At 61.4% G+C, this 13,301-nt stretch carries 13 protein-coding genes; 9 read left to right on the top strand and 4 right to left on the bottom strand.

Annotated features, from left to right (window positions below):
* The first annotated feature begins 91 nt into the window (after positions 1 to 91).
* From relA to ACIPL0_RS17455, 3 genes are all read left to right on the top strand, one after another.
* Positions 92 to 2,338, top strand: coding sequence for a GTP diphosphokinase (gene relA, locus ACIPL0_RS17445; RefSeq protein WP_400592315.1), 2,247 nt, complete (start codon positions 92 to 94; stop codon positions 2,336 to 2,338).
* 139 nt (positions 2,339 to 2,477) lie between these two features.
* On the top strand, positions 2,478 to 3,311 hold the full coding sequence (mazG, locus tag ACIPL0_RS17450; protein ID WP_400592312.1) for a nucleoside triphosphate pyrophosphohydrolase: 834 nt from the start codon (positions 2,478 to 2,480) through the stop codon (positions 3,309 to 3,311).
* A 26-nt stretch (positions 3,312 to 3,337) separates the two neighbouring features.
* Positions 3,338 to 3,880 carry a DUF2058 domain-containing protein gene (locus ACIPL0_RS17455; protein ID WP_400592309.1) on the top strand — a complete coding sequence of 181 codons (543 nt, stop codon included), beginning with the start codon at positions 3,338 to 3,340 and terminating at the stop codon, positions 3,878 to 3,880.
* A 124-nt stretch (positions 3,881 to 4,004) separates the two neighbouring features.
* On the opposite strand, the gene ACIPL0_RS17460 is transcribed toward ACIPL0_RS17455, so the two are convergent.
* The 4 genes from ACIPL0_RS17460 to purM all read right to left on the bottom strand — a co-directional run bounded on the left by ACIPL0_RS17460 (position 4,005) and on the right by purM (position 7,114).
* Positions 4,005 to 4,193, bottom strand: a complete 189-nt coding sequence (locus ACIPL0_RS17460; protein WP_400592306.1) for a hypothetical protein — start codon at positions 4,191 to 4,193, stop codon at positions 4,005 to 4,007.
* 464 nt (positions 4,194 to 4,657) lie between these two features.
* Positions 4,658 to 5,374, bottom strand: coding sequence for a DUF3108 domain-containing protein (locus tag ACIPL0_RS17465; RefSeq protein ID WP_400592303.1), 717 nt, complete (start codon positions 5,372 to 5,374; stop codon positions 4,658 to 4,660).
* 19 nt (positions 5,375 to 5,393) lie between these two features.
* Complete coding sequence (gene purN / locus ACIPL0_RS17470; protein ID WP_400592300.1) at positions 5,394 to 6,047, bottom strand: phosphoribosylglycinamide formyltransferase; 654 nt, start codon at positions 6,045 to 6,047, stop codon at positions 5,394 to 5,396.
* A gap of 8 nt (positions 6,048 to 6,055) precedes the next feature.
* The gene (gene purM / locus ACIPL0_RS17475; RefSeq protein WP_400592298.1) at positions 6,056 to 7,114 is read right to left on the bottom strand and encodes a phosphoribosylformylglycinamidine cyclo-ligase; all 1,059 of its coding nucleotides are present in this window, start codon (positions 7,112 to 7,114) and stop codon (positions 6,056 to 6,058) included.
* 307 nt (positions 7,115 to 7,421) lie between these two features.
* Here purM and ACIPL0_RS17480 point away from each other — a divergent pair, with 307 nt between their 5' ends.
* From ACIPL0_RS17480 to ACIPL0_RS17505, 6 genes are all read left to right on the top strand, one after another.
* Complete coding sequence (locus ACIPL0_RS17480; RefSeq protein ID WP_400592295.1) at positions 7,422 to 8,477, top strand: DUF2066 domain-containing protein; 1,056 nt, start codon at positions 7,422 to 7,424, stop codon at positions 8,475 to 8,477.
* A gap of 73 nt (positions 8,478 to 8,550) precedes the next feature.
* A complete protein-coding gene (locus tag ACIPL0_RS17485; protein WP_400592292.1) occupies positions 8,551 to 9,624 on the top strand; it encodes an AI-2E family transporter in 1,074 nt (357 codons plus the stop codon).
* A gap of 680 nt (positions 9,625 to 10,304) precedes the next feature.
* The gene (hda, locus tag ACIPL0_RS17490) at positions 10,305 to 11,009 is read left to right on the top strand and encodes a DnaA regulatory inactivator Hda (RefSeq protein ID WP_400592289.1); all 705 of its coding nucleotides are present in this window, start codon (positions 10,305 to 10,307) and stop codon (positions 11,007 to 11,009) included.
* A complete protein-coding gene (locus tag ACIPL0_RS17495; protein ID WP_400593902.1) occupies positions 11,009 to 11,791 on the top strand; it encodes an NAD-dependent deacylase in 783 nt (260 codons plus the stop codon). Before hda ends, ACIPL0_RS17495 begins: the two co-directional genes overlap by 1 nt.
* Positions 11,792 to 11,857: 66 nt before the next feature.
* Entirely contained in the window at positions 11,858 to 12,550 is a 693-nt protein-coding gene (locus ACIPL0_RS17500; RefSeq protein ID WP_400592286.1) for a C40 family peptidase, read from the top strand.
* 88 nt (positions 12,551 to 12,638) lie between these two features.
* On the top strand, positions 12,639 to 13,175 hold the full coding sequence (locus tag ACIPL0_RS17505) for a C40 family peptidase (protein ID WP_400592283.1): 537 nt from the start codon (positions 12,639 to 12,641) through the stop codon (positions 13,173 to 13,175).
* Positions 13,176 to 13,301 lie beyond the last annotated feature (126 nt).

The raw sequence follows: 13,301 nt of genomic DNA on the forward strand, positions 1-13,301 counted from the left end.
CGTCGGAGTCTGCATGGCCCGCAGACAGCGTGCGCCGAGAAGGCCGGCGACTGATGGCGCATTTCATCGCGCCGTAGGGAAGGTAAGCAACATGGTACAGGTGAGAGCGCACCAGCCGATCAACACAGACGGCAGTATCAATCTCGACGCGTGGCTTGATCATGTGGTCAGCGTCGACCTGGCAGTCGATCGCCAGGCATTGAAAGAGGCCTGCGAGTTCGCAAGGCTGGCCGAACAACAGGACAACGCCGCCAAGAATCTCTGGGCGGAAGGCACGTCGAGTTTTCAGACGGGCCTGGAAATCGCAGAAATCCTGGCCGATCTCAAGCTCGACCAGGACTCCCTCATCGCGGCCGTGATCTATCGCGGCGTGCGCGAAGGCAAGATCCCCTTGCCCGACGTCACCCAGCGCTTCGGCCCCACGGTGGCCAAGCTGATCGACGGCGTGCTGCGCATGGCGGCGATCAGTGCCAGTCTCAGCCCGCGCCAGTCGCTGGTGCTGGGCAGCCAGGCCCAGGTGGAAAACCTGCGCAAGATGCTGGTGGCGATGGTCGACGACGTGCGTGTCGCGCTGATCAAGCTGGCCGAGCGTACCTGCGCCATCCGTGCGGTGAAAAACGCCAGCGACGAGAAGCGCAACCGCGTGGCCCGGGAAGTCTTCGACATCTATGCGCCATTGGCGCACCGCCTGGGTATCGGTCATATCAAGTGGGAGCTGGAGGACCTGTCCTTCCGTTACCTGGAGCCCGAGCAGTACAAGCAGATCGCCAAGCTGTTGCATGAGCGCCGCCTCGACCGCGAGCGTTTCATCACCGATGTGATGTCGCAGCTGGAAAACGAACTGTTGGCCACCGGGGTCAAGGCCGATATCAGCGGCCGGGCGAAACACATCTATTCGATCTGGCGCAAGATGCAGCGCAAGGGTCTGGAATTCAGCCAGATCTACGACGTTCGCGCCGTGCGCGTGCTGGTGCCGGAAATGCGCGACTGCTACACCGCGCTGGGCATCGTCCACACCCTGTGGCGGCACATTCCCAAAGAGTTCGACGACTACATCGCCAACCCCAAGGAAAACGGCTACCGCTCGCTGCATACCGCGGTGATCGGGCCGGAAGGCAAGGTGCTGGAGGTGCAGATTCGCACCCATTCCATGCACGAGGAAGCCGAACTCGGCGTCTGCGCTCACTGGCGGTACAAGGGCACCGACGTCAAATCCAGCTCCAACCACTACGAAGAGAAAATCTCCTGGCTGCGTCAGGTGCTGGAGTGGCACGAAGAGCTCGGCGACATCGGCGGGCTGGCCGAGCAGCTGCGCGTCGACATCGAGCCGGACCGCGTTTATGTGTTCACCCCGGACGGTCACGCCATCGACTTGCCCAAGGGCGCGACGCCGCTGGACTTCGCCTACCGCGTGCACACCGAAATCGGCCACAACTGCCGGGGCGCCAAGATCAACGGCCGCATCGTGCCGCTCAACTACAGCCTGCAGACCGGTGAGCAGGTCGAGATCATCACCAGCAAGCACGGCGTGCCGAGTCGCGACTGGCTGAACTCGAACCTGGGCTACATCACCACCTCGCGGGCGCGGGCGAAGATCGTTCACTGGTTCAAGCTGCAGGCGCGCGATCAGAACGTCGCCGCCGGCAAGGTGCTGCTGGAGCGCGAACTGGCGCGTCTGGCGCTGCCGCAGGTGGACTACGACAAGCTGGCCGAAAAGGCCAACATGAAAACCTCCGAGGACATGTTCGCCTCGTTGGGTGCCGGTGACTTGCGCCTGGCGCAACTGGTCAACCTGGCGCAGCAACTGGTCGAGCCGGAGCGCGGCAACGAACAGCTGGAACTGATCCCGCGCAAATCCGCCTCGGGCTACAAGCCGGGCAAGCGCGGCGACATCCAGATCCAGGGCGTCGGCAACCTGATGACGCAAATGGCCGGTTGCTGCCAGCCGCTGCCGGGCGACGCCATCGTCGGTTACATCACTCAGGGACGCGGCGTGAGCATTCACCGTCAGGACTGCGCCTCGGTGCTGCAACTGGGCGGTCGCGAGCCAGAGCGGATCATTCAGGTCAGCTGGGGCCCGGTGCCGGTGCTCACCTATCCGGTGGACATCATGATTCGCGCCTACGACCGTTCCGGCCTGTTGCGTGACGTCTCCCAGGTGCTGCTCAACGAGCGGATCAACGTGCTGGCGGTCAACACCCGCTCGAACAAGGAAGACAACACCGCGCTGATGTCGCTGACCATCGAGATCCCGGGGCTGGATGCCTTGGGTCGTCTGTTGGGGCGCATCTCGCAGTTGCCGAACATCATCGAGACGCGGCGTAATCGCACGCCTTGACGGTACGGGTCTCACCGGCCCCATCGCGAGCAAGCTCACTCCTACATGTGATCGCATTCCCTTGTAGGAGTGAGCTTGCTCGCGATAGCGGTGGGTCGAATGCCGAATGTCTTGAGCTGAAATGACAACAGGACTCTCCATGTACACCATTGAAGACCTGATCAACCTCATGGCCCGCCTGCGCGACCCGGAATACGGTTGCCCGTGGGACGTGAAACAGAATTACGCGACCATCGTGCCGCATACCCTCGAAGAGGCCTATGAAGTTGCCGATGCCATTGAACGCGGCGATTTCGATGACCTGCGCGGCGAGCTCGGCGATCTGCTGTTTCAGGTGGTGTATTACAGCCAGCTGGCGCGGGAGGAGGGCCGTTTCGAGTTTGATGGTGTGGTCGACGGCATCACCCGCAAGCTGATCCGCCGCCATCCCCATGTGTTCCCTACCGGCGATCTGTATGCGCCGCTGGAGATGCCACGGCTGAGCGAGGAACAGGTCAAGCAGCGCTGGGAACAGATCAAGGCCGAAGAGCGCGCCGAAAAGGCCCATGTGCCGGAACAGCTGTCGCTGCTCGACGACGTGCCGGCGGTATTGCCAGCGTTGTCTCGTGCCGCCAAGTTGCAGAAGCGTGCGGCGCAGGTCGGTTTCGACTGGCCCGAGGCGTTGCCGGTGATCGACAAGGTGCGCGAAGAGCTGGATGAAGTCCTTGAAGCCATGGCCGACAACGACGGCCCGGGCATTCAGGAAGAAATCGGCGATCTGCTGTTCGTGGTGGTCAATCTGGCCCGCCACCTCAAGGTCGACCCGGAAAACGCACTGCGCAACGCCAACGGCAAATTCGAGCGACGCTTCCGTTTTATCGAACAGGCCTTGCGCGACAGCGGGCGACCCATTGAAGATTGCAGCCTCGAAGAGATGGATGCGCTCTGGGGCGAAGCCAAGCGCCAGGAAAAGAACACGCCCGACTGCGGTTGAGTTGAATATTCAGAGAGAGATGATAAATGGCGGGTATTTCCCTTCGTGACCAGTTGCTCAAAGCAGGTCTGGTCAACGAGAAACAGGCCAAGCAGGTCGCCAAGAGCAAGCAGAAAGAACAGCGTCTGGTGCACAAGGGCCAAGCCGTAGCCGACGACACCAGCCAGCGTGCTGCCCAGGAAGCCATGGCCGAGAAGGCCAAGCGCGACCAGGAACTGAACCGTCAGCAACAGGAAAAGGCCGAGCAGAAGGCCCGTGCGGCGCAGGTCAAGCAATTGATCGAAGCCACCCGCCTGCCGAAGCTGACCACCGAGGATTACTACAACTTCGTCGATGACAAGAAGGTCAAGCGCCTGTCGGTCAACGCGCTGATGCGCAGCAAGCTGAGCAGCGGTTCGCTGGCGATCGTGCACCACGGCGGCGGCTACGAAGTGATTCCGCGCGAAGCGGCGCTGAAGGTGCAGGAGCGCGATCCGAAGCGCGTCGTAATGCTCAGCGAGCCGACCGAAGAGCCGGATGGCGACGATCCGTACGCGGCGTACAAGATTCCGGATGATTTGATGTGGTGATGGCTGACCGGTACCGGCTGGCGTGATGCTCTGCATTGTGGGAGCAATCGGCAGCGATCACAAACCGCAGTCTGCAAAACAACAAAACCCGCCAGATGGCGGGTTTTGTCTTGCTGCAATTCCGTTATTGCACGTGTTCAGCCTTCTTGGCTTCCAGAGCCGCGAGCTCTGCGGCGTAACGTTGTGCGTCCGACTCCTGATGGAACATCCCGACCAACTCGCCTTGCTGGCGCACATCCCAGATCTGGATGCCATCGGCAATGCTTTCATGGGACTTGTGGGCTTCGTCGCGTTCAGTAACCGTTACCGTCATATTGAAAACTCCTGACTCTTTGATATCTGCGGCAGGACGTCGCAGTGGCTTCTTTATAGAATTTGGTAGCTTGCTAAGTAAACCGACGATTCCGGAAAGAGTTTTTTACGGATTTGGAAAGAGTTCGGAAGTGCTTGTTTTTACTGGGCGTGTGGCGTTTTGTCGCACCCTGTGCGGAGCAATGAAGAAAGTTTCATGTTGGCGGCGGGAACGTAAAACGCCATGAATCCGCCGGGTTTGAGTGCAAACGTATTCTTCATTTGACGCACCTGTAGGAGCTGGCTTGTCCTGCGAGCGGCGACGGAGTCGTCGTAAAACCTATGCACGCGGTTTACCTGATACGGCCAGTGCGAATGGATTTACGACTGCTTCGCAGGACAAGCCAGCTCCTACAGGTGTGCGCGCAAGGCAATAAAAAACCCCGCCAATGGCGGGGTTTCGATATCGCTCGCAGCGTCGGGCAATCAGTTGCCCTTGACCGCCTTACCGTTCACCGTGCCGTCCTGCAGCATGATGTTGTATTCCTTGCCGTCGGTTTCGACCTGTTGCAGGCGCACCAGCAGGTAGTCGTAGTCCTTGGCGAACCACATCACGGTAATGCGCTTGTTCTGCGTCGGATCACGCACGCGCTCGACCTTGATCGCATCGACCGAGCCGACCTTGGTGGCGACCTTCTCGGTGCCCAGCACGCGGAAGTCATAGGTATCGACCTCGTCGCCGTCGACCACCTGATAGCTCATGCTCTTCTTGCCGGCAGCGACGTCGTGCTGCAGGGCGAGCTGATAGGTGGACTTGTCGAGAACGCCGGTGTTCAGCGGGATCTTGAGCGCGTCGCCACGGTCGGTGCCGGTGATGAACTTGGTCGGCCAGTCGAACACCATGTCCACCGTCTTGCTCTTGCCCAGGCCGCCACGTTCGAAGTGGTAGGTCTGTGGCAGCAGGGTGTCCTTGTCGACCTTGAGCGTACTGACCTCGGTCAGGCTGGCGATCATCATCGATGCCTTGAAGCTCAGGGTCCAGGTGCCGTTGGCGTTCTTTTCCAGGCTGCGGGTGGCGCTGCCACCGCTCACCGGCAGCTGTTTCCAGTCGGCGGTGTAGCTGGCGGAGAAGGGTTGAAGGTCTGCCGCGTTGACTGCAGGAAGTGCGAACAGAGCGAAAGCGAAGAGCAAAGCGCGACGCATAGTGTCTCCTGGTTTCAATTTAAATGGCGCGAATCAAGTGGCCGCTGGGCCCCAGTGGCTGGCCGTTCAGCGATGCGCCCTGTTCGCCCAGGGTCAATCGTCCTTCGGCGAACCAGCGAATTGCCAGCGGGTAGATCAGGTGTTCCTGGGTGTGAACCCGTTGCGCCAGAGAGGCGGGCGTGTCGTGCAACTCTACCGAAATAACAGCTTGTACGACCAGAGGCCCTCCATCGAGTTCCTCGGTGACGAAGTGCACGCTGCAACCGTGCTCGCTGTCACCGGCCTCCAGGGCACGCTGGTGCGTGTGCAGGCCTTTATAACGCGGAAGTAATGACGGATGGATGTTCAGCAGGCGACCGTGGTAATGACGCACGAAGCCGGGGGTGAGGATGCGCATGAAACCGGCCAGCACCACCAGCTTCGGCGCGAACGAATCGATGGCTTCGATCAGCGCGGCGTCGAAGGCCTCGCGACCTTCATACGCCGTGTGATCGATCACGCGGGTGTCGATACCCGCGTTTCTCGCACGCTCCAGTCCGTAGGCATCGGCGCGGTTGGAAATCACCGCGCGGATGCGAGCCGGGCCCGAACTGTCCTGAAAGCTGTCGATCATCGCTTGCAGGTTGCCACCGGTGCCCGACAGCAGCACCACTACATCACAGGTTTGGGGCATGTCAGGCATCAATGTGCCTTGAGGTTCTTCAGCTCGACCTGGGCAGCGCCTTCGGCAGCAACGCCGATCTGGCCGATGACCCACGGTTGTTCGCCCGCGTCACGCAGCGACTTGAGCGACGCTTCGACGTGCTCCTGGGCCACGCAGATGACCATGCCGACGCCGCAGTTCAGGACGCGGTGCATTTCGTGCTCGTCGACGTTGCCTTTTTCCTGCAGCCAGTCGAAGACCGCCGGGCGGGTCCAGCTCGCCACGTCGACCACGGCCTGAGCACCTTCCGGCAGCACGCGCGGGATGTTGTCCAGCAGACCGCCGCCGGTGATGTGGGCCATGGCCTTGACTGCGCCGGTTTCCTTGATCAGTTTGAGCAGTTGCTTGACGTAGATGCGGGTCGGCGCCATCAGCAGGTCGGTCAGCGGTTTGCCGTCGAGCTGGATGGCTTCGATGTCGGCGCCAGCCACTTCGATGATCTTGCGGATCAGCGAGTAACCGTTGGAGTGCGGGCCGGAGGACGGCAGGGCGATCAGGGCGTCACCGGCGACCACTTTCGAGCCGTCGATGATGTCGGCCTTTTCAACAACGCCAACGCAGAAGCCGGCCAGGTCGTAGTCTTCGCCTTCGTACATGCCTGGCATTTCAGCGGTTTCGCCGCCGACCAGCGAGCAGCCGGCCAGTTCGCAGCCAGCGCCGATGCCGGTGACTACTTGAGCGGCGGTGTCGACGTTCAGCTTGCCGGTGGCGTAGTAGTCGAGGAAGAACAGCGGCTCGGCGCCGCAGACCACCAGGTCGTTCACGCACATGGCCACCAGATCGATGCCGATGCTGTCGTGTTTGTTCAGGTTCAGCGCCAGGCGCAGCTTGGTGCCGACGCCATCGGTGCCGGACACCAGAACAGGCTGCTTGTAGCCAGCCGGGATTTCACACAATGCGCCGAAGCCCCCCAGGCCGCCGATCACTTCCGGGCGCTTGGTGCGCTTGGCGACGCTCTTGATGCGTTCGACCAATGCTTCACCGGCGTCGATGTCTACACCGGCGTCTTTGTAGCTCAGGGAGGGTTGCTTGCTCATTATCCAGGCCTTTAGGGGGGATTCGGGGTAACGACCGAAGAGGGAACGGCTTTTGGCCGCGTCAGCGCCGGTCTGCGAAGGCGCGCGATTTTATCAGGGTTGGACCCAAGCGGCCATCCTTGGGCCGACGGCAGGGCCATCATGAATAAAAAATAACCTGCCGTGGATGGCCTGCGCCGTTCGTCGGCACATAATAGAGTGTAAGTTCATCTTCAGCGTGAGCGATTCGGCCGTGATGTGGTCTGAATCGAGCCAGTCATGTTCATGCAGCTATTAATAGAAGCTGCTTTTCATCGGGAATTCATTCATGCGTCTAAAAAACTGTCTGTTCGTGGGTTGTCTGTCCCTGATCAGCCTGCCGGCCCTGGCCGAAACGGTGAACAATCTCTATCAGGTGCGCGAGCCGGTCAGCGGCCAGACCCCCGACGAGAAAAACCGCGCCACCCAGGCGGCGCTGGAAACCCTGGTGATCCGCCTGACCGGCGATGCCAAGGCCGCGCAGGGGCCGGGTCTGGCCGAAGTGCGCAAGGATCCACAGCAGATCATCAGTCAGTACGGTTATGACGCAGGGCCGCCCGAGTCGCTGCAGGTGGACTTCGACCCGGCCAGCACCGAACGCGCGCTGCGTCAGGCCGGTCTGCCGCTGTGGGGCTCCAACCGCCCGGTGATCATGGCCTGGTGGCTCAATGAAGCCGCGGACGGCGCCAACCTGGTCGGCGACGGCCAGCCAACCGCCGAGCCGCTGCGTCGTGCCGCACAGCACCGTGGTCTGCCGTTGCGTCTGCCGCTGGCGGATCTGGGCGAGCAGGGCATCGGCAATGCCAAGACCCTCGACGGCAACGATGTCGCGCCGTTGAAACAGGCCTCCGAGCGTTACGGCTCCGACGCCATCCTGGCCGTGCACGCCCAGCAAAGCGGCGAACAGTGGCAAGGCAAGTGGCACCTGTGGCTGGGCGACAAAGTGGAGCAGGGCAGTGCCACCGGCGCCAGCTCCGCCGAACTGGCCGATGCCGTGCTGCTGGCGGTGAGTCAACGTCTGGCGCCGCGATTCGTGGTCAAGCCGGGAGCGTCGTCGAACATGGCGCTGGACGTGCAGGGCATGAATCTGGAGCGCTACGCACAACTGCTGCGTCTGCTGGAGCCGTTCGGCGGCAAGCTGAAATCGGTGGACGGCGACCGCGTGGTGTTCGACGTCAGCGGCAGCCCGGATCAACTGCGTTCGCAACTGGCATTGGCGCATTTGCAGGAAGTCCCGGCAGGCGATATCGCGAGCGCGCCGATCAACGCCGGGCAAGTACCGGTGGACGGTTCGACTGCGCCACCGCCAGCCGCGGCCGCGTCGGCATTGCACTTCCGCTGGTGAGCGCGTTCATAACGATGAGCGCGTTGGTAACGACGTTGCATGAGGCAAACCATCCTGGGTTCAAGGGGCTGTAATGACTGATACGCGTCGTTGGTTCTGGCTGGGCGGGGTTGTCCTGCTCTGCCTGTTTGTCTGGCTGCTGCATGCGATCCTGACGCCGTTTCTGGTCGCGCTGTTGCTGGCGTACATGGGCGATCCGCTGGCAGATCGCCTGGAAAAACTGAAAATGTCACGCACCTGGGCAGTGGTGACGGTGTTCGTGCTGTTCAGCCTGATCTTCATGGGCCTGTTGCTGGTACTGGTGCCGATGCTGGCCAAGCAGCTTTATCGCTTGTACGAACTGGCGCCGCAGATGCTCGACTGGCTGCAGCACAGCGCGTTCCCGTGGGTGCAGGCCAAACTGGGGCTGGCGGACGGGTTCTGGAAGTTCGACAAGGTCAAGGCCGCGATTTCCGAGCACATGGGTCAGACCGGCGACATCGTCGGCATCGTTCTGGCGCAGGCGACGACGTCGACCCTGGCATTGATCGGCTGGCTGACCAATCTGTTGCTGATCCCGGTGGTGTGCTTCTACCTACTGCGTGACTGGGACGTGATGATGGCCAAGGTGCGAAGCCTGCTGCCGCGTCATCGCGAGAAAAGAATCGTCGCGCTGGCCGATGAGTGCCATGAAGTGCTGGGCGCGTTCATTCGCGGTCAGTTGCTGGTGATGGTGGCGCTCGGTGTCATATATGCGGCCGGGCTGATGCTGGTCGGGCTGGAGCTGGGGCTGTTGATCGGCGTCATCGCAGGGCTGGCGGCCATCGTGCCTTATATGGGCTTCGTGATCGGCATCGGCTCGGCGATTCTGGCCGGGTTGTTCCAGTTCGGCGGCGATCTGTACCCGATGCTCGGCATCGTCGCCGTGTTCATGGTTGGTCAGGCGCTGGAAGGTATGGTCCTGACGCCGTTGCTGGTGGGCGACCGCATCGGCCTGCATCCGGTGGCGGTGATCTTCGCCATCCTGGCCGGCGGCGAACTGTTCGGCTTTACTGGCATCCTCCTGGCGTTGCCCGTGGCGGCGGTGATCATGGTGCTGGTGCGGCATGTGCACGATCTCTACAAGGATTCGGATATCTACGGCGGGATGGAAGATCCTGATCTGTAGATGGAGTCTGTAGGCGGTGTTGACCTGTCGCCTTCGCCAGCAAGCCGGCTCCTACGGCCTCCGGCCAGAATCAAAGGCAGATGGCACGCGCCGTCCCGTAGCAGTCCGGCTTGGAGGCGGAGGCGATTTTGGGGACGCCTTCGCGGGCGAGCCCGCTCCCACAGGGAGTGTGTGTTTCGCCGGCTTTTGATCTGGCTTTTGATTTTGATCTTGGGGCCCCGTCCCAGAAGGCCGAACGCAGGCGATGCGCAGTGGGCCGAGCGACAGGATGTCGCGAGAGCCGCGTGGGCCATGGATGGCCCATTCGCGGCGCGCCCACGGAGTGTCGCCGGAGTGCGGGTATGCCGAGCATTAGCGAGGCACCGTATGGCGGGGAAAGAAGCCCTTGGTTACTTGGGGCTTTTCCAAGTAACTCGCCGCCAGGCGAAACAGGCTGCGTTAGCAGACCAGCAATCGATCAGGCACACCGCGTGCGCAGGTTTTACGACGACTTCGTCGCCGATCGCGGGCAAGCGCGCTCCTACCGTTTTTCGCGCAACTCCCCGAAAGCAAAGTGTACAAACGCAACCCTTTGATTTTGCAGGTGGTCTGGCACATTGTGCGGCCAGCTTCGCGGGTATAAACTTTGCACACTTTACCCAGAGGTCCCTTGGCGGCTCTTTGCGAACCGTTCAACCAGCATGAAACCGATTCAGCTGCCCCTGAGTGTGCGTCTGCGCGATGACGCCACCTTCATCAATTACTATCCAGGCGCCAATGCCGCTGCACTCGGCTATGTCGAACGCCTGTGCGAAGCCGACGCCGGATGGACGGAAAGCCTGATCTATCTGTGGGGCAAGCAAGGGGTAGGGCGTACGCACCTGCTGCAGGCGGCCTGTCTGCGTTTCAAGCAACTGGGCGAGCCGGCGGTGTACCTGCCGATGGCCGAGCTGCTCGATCAGGGCGTCGAACTGTTCGACCACCTGGAGCAATACGAGCTGGTCTGCCTCGACGACCTGCAAGTGGTGGCCGGCAAGCCCGAGTGGGAAGAAGCGCTGTTCCACCTGTTCAACCGTCTGCGTGACAGTGGCCGGCGTCTGCTGATTGCGGCCGCCTGCTCGCCGCGCGAACTGCCGGTGAAGCTGGCCGACCTGAAATCACGCCTGACCATGGCCCTGGTGTTCCAGATGCGCCTGCTCACCGACGAAGAAAAACTGCGCGCCCTGCAATTGCGCGCGTCCCGTCGCGGCCTGCATCTGACTGACGAAGTCGGCCATTTCATCCTGACTCGCGGCAAGCGCAGCATGAGCGCGCTGTTCGATCTGCTCGAACAGCTCGACCAGGCCTCGCTGCAGGCCCAGCGCAAGCTGACCATTCCCTTCCTTAAAGAGACGCTCGGTTGGTGATCCCGGCGGCGGTCGATCCGGCAGTGGTACTGCAGACGGCCGCAGCGCTGCGACGTGCCGAACGCATTCTGATCATCACCGGTGCCGGGCTGTCGGCGGATTCCGGCCTGCCGACCTATCGCGGCGTCGGCGGTCTGTACAACGGTCGCACCGATGACGACCTGCCGATTGAAATGGCGCTGTCCGGGCCGATGCTGCGTCGCGACCCGGCGCTGTGCTGGAAATACATTGCCCAATTAGGTAGCGCTTGCCTGGGCGGACAGCCCAATGCGGCGCATTATGCGATCGCGCAATTGCAGCGACACAAACCGCAGTGCTGGGTGCTGACGCAGAACGTCGACGGTTATCATCGCGCGGCGGGCAGCCCGCCGGAGCGACTGATCGAAATCCACGGGCAGATCGCGCCGCTCTACTGCCAGTCCTGCGGCGCCGAAGACCCGCTATTGAGCGAACACCTGCAGCGGCCGTTGCCGCCGTTGTGCGCGCAATGCCATGGCGTGCTGCGGCCACCGGTGGTGCTGTTCGAGGAAATGTTGCCGGAGCTGGCACTGAATGTGCTGTATGAGGAGATGGCGAAAGGCTTCGATGCTGTTTTAAGTATCGGCACGACCGCCAGTTTCCCGTATATTCACGAGCCGATGCTGCGCACGCGAGTCACGGGAGGCTTTACCGCCGAGATCAATCCTTCACCGACTGATCACTCCGCGCACATGGACGCGTCGTTAAGATGCCGAGCCTTAGATGTCATGGAGTTACTGGTAAGTCACATTTGTGTCGATTGAATTTGCAAATGATGACGATAGAAGGCATAGTCTCGGCTTCTTTACACATTAGCCACGGTCGTGCCCATGCTGAATCGCTTCGCACCCCTCGTGCCTCTCGCACTCGTTACGCTGCTGTTCGGCTGCGCGGCCCAGATGCCAGCGTCGCAACAACAGTCGCAGAATCAGATGAAGGATTCTGTCACCGCTCAAAGCGCCGCCAAGCGTGCCGATTACGCCTCTTCCGTTCTGGATGACGAAATCGCCACCGAAGATGAGCTGGCCCAGTTCGCTGACAACAAGCCTTACCAGTTGCCGGTACTGGCTGACAGCATTCTCGAGCGTGGCAAGTCGCTGATTGGCACCCGATACCGTTTCGGTGGTACCTCGACCACTTCCGGTTTCGACTGCAGCGGTTTCATCGGTTACCTGTTCCGTGAAGAGGCCGGCATGAGCCTGCCGCGTTCTTCCCGCGAAATGATCAACATCGATGCCCCTCTGGTCAAACGCAACGACCTCAAGCCAGGTGACCTGCTGTTCTTCAGCACCGCAGGCCGTGGTCGCGTCAGCCATGCCGGCATCTATCTGGGCGATGACCAGTTCATCCATTCCAGCAGCCGCCGCAGCGGTGGTGTGCGTGTCGACAGTCTCGACGACGCCTACTGGGCCCGTACGTTCATCGAAGCCAAGCGCGCGCTGGCCATGGCACCCGGCAAAGGGCCAGAAACCACGACCGCGATGTCCTCGACTACACTTAAACACCCGCGTCCACATCGTTGATATTAAAGCGTGCAACCGGGGAAACCCCGATTGCACGTTGCTTCGGCTCCCGGCAGAGTAAGCCGCATCCTCAAAGGTTGTTGTGTTTATGTCGATTACGGTACGCCTGGCTGTTGCTTCTCTGGCTGTATTGCTGGCCGCCTGTTCCAGTAATCCACCGCCATCCCCACCCAAGGTCGTTTCCCGGCCTGTGGTATCTGCTCCCTCCCAGTTTTCTTCTCCGCTCGCCGATGACGTACTGCTGCGTGCCATCGGGCTGGTCGGCACGCCCTATCGCTGGGGCGGCAACACGCCGGATTCCGGTTTCGATTGCAGTGGTCTGATCGGCTACGTGTATCAGGGCGCCGCAGGCATTACCTTGCCGCGCTCGACCCGCGAGATGATCAACCTGCGCGGTCCGGACATCGATCGCAGCGAGTTGCAGACCGGTGATCTGGTGTTCTTCGCCACCAACGGCGGCTCCAACGTCAGCCATGCCGGTATCTATGTCGGCGAAGGCCGCTTCGTCCATGCCCCGGCCACTGGCGGCACGGTCAAGCTGGACAGCCTCGACAAGCCCTATTGGCAGAAAGCCTGGCTGAACGCCAAGCGAGTGATCCAGCCGTCGAATCTGGCGCGGCAATAAGGCTATTTCGGGGGACTGGCTTGTGTCGCGGTCGATGTAGGAGCTGGCTTGTGACACGGTCGATGTAGGAGCTGGCTTGTCCTGCGACCGGCGACGAAGTCGTCGTAAATCCGGCAAGCGCGGTGT

Origin of the sequence: Pseudomonas sp. NPDC090208, from assembly GCF_044746785.1 — a bacterium.
Classification (GTDB): Bacteria; Pseudomonadota; Gammaproteobacteria; order Pseudomonadales; family Pseudomonadaceae; genus Aquipseudomonas.